This is a genomic window from Psychrobacter sp. YGAH215 (genome assembly GCF_007280595.1).
Lineage (GTDB): Bacteria > Pseudomonadota > Gammaproteobacteria > Pseudomonadales > Moraxellaceae > Psychrobacter > Psychrobacter faecalis.
On the sequence record NZ_VKLR01000049.1, the window covers coordinates 1 to 3,736 of the forward strand.

The following is a 3,736-nucleotide window of genomic DNA, read 5'->3' on the forward strand; positions in this document are numbered from 1 at the left end:
TTCAGGGGTATAGTTTCGTGTTTTCATTGTCGTATTCTCTCAGAAAGTTGAGTCTCCGACAATCTCGGGGCGGTTCACAAAGAGCCTTTCCTAAATTTCGTGTAAGTACTTCTACAATCTAAATAATAGTTACACACTTTTTAGGAAAGGCTCAAAAAATATCAAAGTCAGGGTCACCGTCCGCCGCATATTTCAGCTGGTAGTCTATATCTGAGTCATTCGGTCGGGTGGCTATCTTAATGTGTTTAAACCACTCATCGTACTCAGGCGACAGCGCAGATTGCAACAAGGCAACTGCCAACGCTGCATCCACCACCAGACAAAACACATTGATTTTGCCATTACCAATGTCATGCCCATCCATCTCACCCAAGCCATTCCAGCCCAGCTTCTCAGAGACATACCCCTCAACATCTTCCAAAAAATCAAAGGTCTCATGAGTACCCACCGCTTCTCTCAAAGGTATCTGTATCGCCAGCCAATGCTTGTCTTTATCATCAAATGGTGTATATCCCGCCGCCATGCCTTCTTTAATAAAGTCCGCCATGTGGCTGTCTACCTGTGTTTTTACTTGCGTCTCTGTTGACTGCTCTGCATCCAGTGACAGTGACACCACTTCCGTCTCACCCTCATCACCCACCTCGCCATGGTGTCGCACCAAGCAAGCATTTTCCTTTTCGTACCACATTTCCCGATAGTACAGCTTCTCATTGTCTCGTTTATACAGCTTATGCATGACGTTTCCTTATTACTATGCTGAGTTTAACTATGCCGATTTTAAATTATCACAACTACCGCGGCTCAAAAACTGCCACTTTGTATCCGCAATCCCAACAGATACAACTTAAGAACGGTATCAACAGATACAAAAAGTGACTTAACCTCATCATGTTGAAGATGCCTAGGTAATTACATGAAAGTCTATGACGAATTATTAGAAACTGTAAACTGTCGAATCAAACGTATGTGATTATTAGTAACTTGCTACATACTGACCGTCTGAATTAACCAGACAGTATAGCCGACGAAAAATAGTACTAAGGTGGTGCCAGAAGTACGACCGAATGCACGCTTGGTTTTAAATGCAAATAGGCACATCGCAAACAGTAGTAAGGTTAAGAGACCCATCGCTAATATATCACGCGACAGAATAATGCTACTCGGAGTAATAGGCGCAATGAGTGCTGCTATACCTACGACTCCTAAAGTATTAAAAACGTTAGAGCCTATAATATTACCCAAAGCCATATCATGCTCACCTTTACGTGCGGCCGACAAGCTCGCAACTAATTCAGGCAGTGACGTACCGATAGCGACGATAGTGAGACCAATGATAAGCTCACTCAAGCCCCATAAAGTAGCAAGTTCAGTAGCGCCCCAAACGATAGCGCGCGAGCTTAGTATTAATACGAACAAACCAAGAAATAACCTACCTAAACCTTGTGCCATACTGTGTTCAGCCTTTGCAGTTTCTTCTACAGTATCGTCTTCATGTTCGTGGTTGCCTTCACGCAGGCTCAAGATGATTTGTATGCCTAAGACAACGACTAGAAGCACTATCAATACTATACCGTCGGTATTACCTAAGACACCATCGCTTAATTGCCAAGCAGCTACTGCCGTCACCAACAGTAGTAAAGGCATATCACGATTGATAATACTTTTTCGGATAATAATTGGACTTATTAATACCGTTGCGCCTAATACTAAGGCGATATTAATAATGTTAGAACCATAAGCATTACCCAATGCTAGCTCAGGGCTACCTTCTAAAGCAGCTAACATGGACACTATCATCTCTGGTGCTGAAGTACCTAAACCTAGAATGATGACACCAATCAAAAAACTGGGTACATTCAACTTATTAGCTAAAGCGACGGCACCATCAATAAAAACATCAGCACTCCATACCAAAATTGCTAGTCCTACGACTACTGCAAGTATTGCCAACCACATCAGTGTCTTTCCTTATAAAAGTTAGAGTAATCGTTAAGAAAAATGGGCATAAAAAATTGAGCAATAGAAGGCTCAGTTTTATAGTAGCATAAGCAACCAGCGCAATTATGAGGAAAGGTATTATTATTTTCTATATTTTGAAGTCCTTAACCTGCCATTCAGCCTTGAAAGCATGATTAATGCATTTGTGAGCTATGCTGAAGAAACCGTAGAGGTAAACTTGGTAAACTAAGCGTATTAATCGGAGCTTACCAGAAACAAGAAAACTACCTCCCAGAGCCAAATTTAAGAATGAAGCTGTCAAGAAGGTTGCGGGAGGGTATAACTAGGACTAGCTGTCAATCAGTGCCCAAGCTTATAAAACAATCTCATAATTTGTACTACGCCCTGAAGCAGCGGACTTCTCTAACATTCCTTTTTCTATCAAATCATTGATATCTCGAAGTGCGGTATCAATCGAGCACTTATTAATAGTCGCCCATTTTTTAGTGGTCAACTTGCCGTAAAAGTCACTCATCAAACTATTAAGCATCTTAATCTGTCTATCATTTAACGCATGATGTCGATGCATCTGCCAAAAGTTGGCTTTATCCATAATTTTATCGGTGGTCGCTTGAGCTGCAAGTAAAGCGTCTTTCAGCGTTTCTAAAAACCAAACCAGCCACAAAGTAATATCGCGATCGCCTTTTTGTGTACGTTCCAACACCTTATAATAATCATTGCGCCGATTTAGAATTTGCGCGGACATACTATAAAAGCGCTGAGCGCTACCATCACTTTTTGCTAGCATTCGCTCCGTGATTGCTCTTGTCAGCCGTCCATTACCATCATCGAAAGGATGCAACGTCACAAACCATAAATGCGCGATACCCGCTTTAATGACCAAATCTAAATTATCTTGCTGGCTAGACGGCATATTAAGCCACTGTAAAAAAAGATCCAACTCATCAAAAATCCTGTCTGCATGAAGAGCAACAAAATGCACTCGCTCTCGGCCATAGCCTCCTGAAACTACTTGCATAGCGCCTTGACTATCATCCCGAAGCTTGCCAACTTTAATACGATAAAGCCCGCTATAGCCTTCTGGGAACAGTGCTCGATGCCAACCGAGCAAATCTTCTAACAATAAGGGCTTTTGATAGTGGAATGTTGCATCTAGCATCATCTCAACCACTGCATCAATTTCTCGTGAGGCTGCAGGCATATTATGGTCATCAACCCCTAAATGCCGAGCAACAGAGGATCTTACTTGATCTGTTTTTAAAATTTCACCTTCGATCTCAGATGTTTTAACGATTTCAAGAGTAACGGCGTCTAACTGAGCTTCAACATTTAAATCAAATCCTAGTGTCAGCAATTTTCCGAGAAGCTGACCTTGAAGCAATCGCACTTGGCTTACCAGCGGCAACAGTTTTTTATCTGACCATTGCCAATCTGTCCAATTGGGGTGTTCATGAATATAAGTAACGTGTTTCATAATAAGACCAAAACCTGCAGAAGTTAGAGGGCTATTCTCCTTATATTATGCAGAGATTAAACTTAATAAACAAGGAAAGTCATCGCCGAAATGATGAGTTAAACCTAGCCTTTTTAGTAAAAAGGACAGAAAAAGTGGAGAAAATATAGGTAATTAGCTCAAAAAACCGAGGAGGGAGTGGAGGTAAAAACACTATAATTTTATAGTGCCTATTTACGAAATAAATCTAGGGCGTGTTGAACATTGGATATAAATTTCTGGCAAAAAAAATAGCGAACGGTTAATCTTTAAGTTCTCACACAA

Annotated in this window: 3 protein-coding genes; all 3 read right to left on the reverse strand. The window is 41.2% G+C overall.

What is annotated here, in order from left to right:
• Window positions 1–151: 151 nt before the first annotated feature.
• Complete coding sequence (locus FOR85_RS12395; protein WP_144298157.1) at window positions 152–688, reverse strand: hypothetical protein; 537 nt, start codon at window positions 686–688, stop codon at window positions 152–154.
• A gap of 296 nt (window positions 689–984) precedes the next feature.
• Window positions 985–1,956, reverse strand: coding sequence for a calcium/sodium antiporter (locus FOR85_RS12400; RefSeq protein WP_144298158.1), 972 nt, complete (start codon window positions 1,954–1,956; stop codon window positions 985–987).
• Between the two features lie 355 nt (window positions 1,957–2,311).
• Window positions 2,312–3,433: a Fic family protein gene (locus tag FOR85_RS12405; protein ID WP_144298159.1), complete on the reverse strand. Its 1,122-nt coding sequence runs from the start codon at window positions 3,431–3,433 to the stop codon at window positions 2,312–2,314.
• Window positions 3,434–3,736 lie beyond the last annotated feature (303 nt).

Excerpts from the sequence above, each read along its gene's own strand:
- FOR85_RS12400 (WP_144298158.1), bottom strand. The coding sequence starts at position 1,956 with ATGTGGTTGGCAATACTTGCAGTAGTCGTAGGACTAGCAATTTTGGTA.
- FOR85_RS12405 (WP_144298159.1), bottom strand. The coding sequence starts at position 3,433 with ATGAAACACGTTACTTATATTCATGAACACCCCAATTGGACAGATTGG.
- FOR85_RS12395 (WP_144298157.1), bottom strand. The coding sequence starts at position 688 with ATGTGGTACGAAAAGGAAAATGCTTGCTTGGTGCGACACCATGGCGAG.